Origin of the sequence: Mesorhizobium sp. M5C.F.Ca.IN.020.32.2.1, from assembly GCF_004023105.1 — a bacterium.
GTDB classification, from domain to species: Bacteria; Pseudomonadota; Alphaproteobacteria; order Rhizobiales; family Rhizobiaceae; genus Mesorhizobium; species Mesorhizobium wenxiniae.
Genome location: NZ_RZSX01000631.1, coordinates 1 through 3,851 on the forward strand (window position 1 = coordinate 1; position 3,851 = coordinate 3,851).

Here is a 3,851-nt window from a genome sequence, read left to right on the forward strand (position 1 = left end):
GGAAATCCGCCGCCGTGCCTCCGAGCTTCTCGAACTCGTCCAGCTTTCCGGCTTGGAAAAGCGCTACCCGGCGCAGCTTTCGGGCGGCCAGCGCCAACGCGGGGCGCTTGCCCGCGCCATGGCGATCGAACCGGCCGTGCTTTTGCTCGACGAGCCGTTCGGAGCGCTCGACGCCCAGGTCCGCCGCGAGCTGCGCCGCTGGCTGCGCGACATCCACGACGCTACCGGCTACACCACGGTCTTTGTCACCCATGACCAGGAAGAAGCGCTTGAGCTTGCCGACCGCGTCGTGGTGATGAGCCAGGGCAGCATCGAGCAGGTCGGCACCGCCGATGAAATCTACGACACGCCGAATTCGCCCTTCGTCTACGGCTTCATCGGTGAATCGAGCTCGCTTCCCGTCAAGATCGAGGACGGCCAGGTCTGGATCGCCGATCGCCCGATCGGGCTGTCCGCGCCGCAGGCACCGCAAGGCGAAGCGACGCTGTTCTTCCGTCCGCACGATGTCGAACTGGTAGACGAATGCAACGGCTGCATCGCCGGCACAGTCGCCGCCAGCCGCCGCGTCGCCGGCACCAGACGGGTGGAGCTCGAAATTGGCGGCGAGCGTCAGCGGGTCGAGGTCGAGCTGCCCGTCGACCATCCGGCGGCGCAGAAAAGCCGGGTGGCCTTCAGGCCGCGGCGCTGGAAGCTTTTTCCAGCTGTGTAGAAGGCTGTATCTAAGCGGGCTACCTCGGCGTGCTGAGAACACGCCGAAATGCATCTGCTTGGAAGAAAATCCTTTCAACGGGCCGATTCGGCAATGCTTTTTCTCACAGCAACACCATAGATCCGGGTTGCATGCCTCGTCGCGTCGGGCGTCGCCCGATTATCCTTCTGCGATAAACGGCATTTTAGGAGCCTGTTTTCATGAAGCGATTTTTGCTTGGCGTCGCCACATTGGCCGGCCTGTTCCTGGCATCCTCCCAAGCGTGGTCGGCCGACAAATTGCTGAACGCGTCCTACGATGTCGGCCGCGAACTGTTTGCGCAGGTGAACAAGGCCTTCGTCGCCGAGCACCCCGGCGTGACCATAGATCAGTCGCATGCCGGGACGTCGGCGCAGGCACGTGCCATCGCCGAGGGCCTCGGCGCCGATGTCGTCACCTTCAACCAGGTCATCGACATCGACTTCCTGGTCTCCAAGCGTCTTATCTCGGCCGACTGGCAGAAGGACTTCCCCGACAACGCCTCGCCTTTCTATTCGCTGCCGTCCTTCCTGGTGCGCGCCGGCAATCCGAAGAACATCAAGGATTGGGACGATCTCGTGCGCGACGACGTGCAGGTGATCTTCCCCAATCCGAAAACGTCCGGTAATGCGCGCTACACCTATCTTGCGGCCACCGCCTACGCAAAGGAAGCCTTCAAGGGCGACGATGCCAAGGTGAAGGAATTCGTCACCAAACTGTTCAACAATGTCCCGATCTTCGACTCCGGCGGGCGCGCCGCGACCACCACCTTCGTGCAGCGCGAGATCGGCGACGTGCTGATCACCTTCGAGTCGGAAACGCGCGGCGTCCGCAGGGAGTATGGCGATGACAAATTCGAGCAGGTGACGCCTTCGGTCAGCCTGCTGGCGGAGTTTCCGGTGGCGATTGTCGACACGGTCGCCGACGAGCATGGCACGCGTGACCTCGCCAGGACTTATCTCGACTTCCTCTACACGCCGCAGGGCCAGGACATCGCCGCCCGCAACGGACTGAGGGCTCGCGACGCGGCGGTCGCCGCCAAATACAAGGCTGAGTTTCCCGATGTCCGCCTGCTGACGGTGGAGGACGTCTTCGGCGGCTGGGCCAAGATCCAGGCCGAGCATTTCGCCGCGGGCGGGTTGCTCGACCAGACTTATGGCAGCCGCTGAGCAAGCGATCTTTGAACTTGAAGCGAAAGCCGGCTTTTGCCGGCTTTCTTCGTTTCGCGGTCCGGAAGGTGATTTCGCGCATTTCCGGGCGCACCATCCAAAACGTCACGAAGAATCAACGTGTTTGTGCCTACTGAGCAATCAGACGGCTTGTTTTCGCGAAACTGCATCGTGCGACCAAACGTCATGATTTACACACAAACAACCGCCAGATGCGGGCGGTTGGGGTTTTCATGAACTGAATCGAGCATGCTTACCAAAAAAGGCAAATACGGCCTCAAGGCCCTCGTGCATCTGTCAGGCTTGCCGGTGGGTCAGCTCGCATTCGTCAACGACATTGCCGTCGCCAACAACATCCCGAAGAAATTCCTGGATGCCATTCTGGGCGAATTGCGCAATGCCGGCTTCGTCCAGAGCCGCAAGGGCAAGGAAGGCGGCTACCGCCTCGCCCGGCCGGCCTCCGAGATCAAGATCGGCCATGTCGTGCGTGTCCTCGACGGGCCGCTGGCGCCAATCCCTTGCGCCAGCCGCACCCAATATCAGCGCTGCGAGGATTGCGACGAGGCGACATGCCAGGTCCGGAACATGATGCTGGAGGTGCGACAGGCGATCGCCGAGGTGCTGGACAATCGCAGCCTCGCCGCGATGCGCGACGCCGACAATGACGATTTTCCAGTCGAGCTGACGTCGCAGATCTGATCAGCCGCCGCTAAAGCGGAATCCGCGCCGGCGACCCGCTCAGGAATTCGCCTCGAACAGGCCCACGACGTCGCCGACAATGTCGGCGATCGGGCGCGTCGCATCGAGCGTCAATGCGTTCTCGTCGGCTGCCGGCGCTTCTAGCGTGGCGAACTGGCTGTCGACCAGGCTTGCCGGCATGAAATGGCCCCGGCGGGAGCCGACACGCTGCTTCGCGGTCGCGGGATCGATTTCCAGATAGAGGAAAACGATGTCCTGGCAAAAGCCGCGCAGACGCTCGCGGTAGCTGCGCTTTAGCGCCGAACAGGCGGCCGCCACGCCCTGCCCATCGCCGACCGATCCCGCAATGCGCCGGCCGATCGCGTCGAGCCAGCCTTCGCGCAATGCGTCGGTCAGCGGCTCGCCGCTTGCCATGCGCGCGACGTTTTCCGGCGGATGCAGCCGGTCGCCCTCGACGAAGATGGCGCCCAACGCTGCGGCCAACGCCTCGCCGACGGCCGATTTGCCACAACCGGCGACGCCCATCACTACGACGGCCGGTGCGGGCCGAACGCGATGCCCCTGCGTTTGTGCTGCCTTTTCGTCCACGATGCGGGTCAGCGGCTGGCCGGCGCGCGGCCGTAAAGCAGGAGCATGGCGACGATGACGACGCCGTAGATGATCTGCCGCCCCGCCTCCGGCATCTGCATGACCGAAAGAATGGATTGCAAAAGCGTGATCAGGATGACGCCAGCGACCGTGCCGAGATACGAGCCGCGGCCGCCGAGGATCGAGGTGCCGCCAAGCACGACCGCTGCGATCGACGGCAGGAGATAGGCGTCGCCCATCGACTGCGCCGCCTTGGAGGCATAGCCGGCCAGAAGCACGCCGCCGAAGGCGGAGAGCCCGCCCGACACGGCGAAGGCGATCAGCACGACGCGCCGCGTGTCGATGCCGGAGAGGTAGGCGGCGCGCTCGCGGTTGCCGATACCGTAGACGGTACGGCCGAAGCCGGTGCGGGTCAGCACGAAAACCATCGCAGCACCGATCAGCGCCCAGATGACGACCGCGTTGGGCACGCCCGGAATGGCAAAGCCGGTCGCCAGATAGCGCATCGCCCGGGTCGCCGAATCCTGCGGCGAGAACCCGCCCGTATAGACCACCATCAGCCCTTGCGCGACGGCATTGGTGGCGAGCGTGATGATCATCGAGGGAATGCGCAGATAAGCGACGCCGATGCCGTTGACGACGCCGATCGCGACACCGCAGCAGATGCC

At 63.7% G+C, this 3,851-nt stretch carries 5 protein-coding genes; 3 read left to right on the forward strand and 2 right to left on the reverse strand.

Going from position 1 to position 3,851, the window contains the following annotated elements; all coding sequences use genetic code 11:
* The 3 genes from EOA86_RS25815 to EOA86_RS25825 all read left to right on the forward strand — a co-directional run.
* The coding region (locus tag EOA86_RS25815) for a sulfate/molybdate ABC transporter ATP-binding protein (protein WP_164891981.1) at positions 1-709 on the forward strand (709 nt) is incomplete at its 5' end.
* A gap of 200 nt (positions 710-909) precedes the next feature.
* Positions 910-1,896 (forward strand): sulfate ABC transporter substrate-binding protein, encoded by a 987-nt coding sequence (locus EOA86_RS25820; RefSeq protein WP_128344277.1) that lies wholly within the window; start codon positions 910-912, stop codon positions 1,894-1,896.
* A gap of 249 nt (positions 1,897-2,145) precedes the next feature.
* Positions 2,146-2,595, forward strand: coding sequence for an Rrf2 family transcriptional regulator (locus tag EOA86_RS25825; protein ID WP_029351604.1), 450 nt, complete (start codon positions 2,146-2,148; stop codon positions 2,593-2,595).
* 39 nt (positions 2,596-2,634) lie between these two features.
* Here the strand turns inward: EOA86_RS25825 and EOA86_RS25830 are convergent, their stop codons facing one another.
* Together EOA86_RS25830 and EOA86_RS25835 are read right to left on the reverse strand one after the other, a co-directional pair.
* Positions 2,635-3,120: a gluconokinase gene (locus tag EOA86_RS25830; RefSeq protein ID WP_128344279.1), complete on the reverse strand. Its 486-nt coding sequence runs from the start codon at positions 3,118-3,120 to the stop codon at positions 2,635-2,637.
* 71 nt (positions 3,121-3,191) lie between these two features.
* Positions 3,192-3,851, reverse strand: a 660-nt coding sequence (locus EOA86_RS25835; RefSeq protein WP_164891982.1) for an ABC transporter permease, incomplete at its 5' end; no start/stop codon positions are given.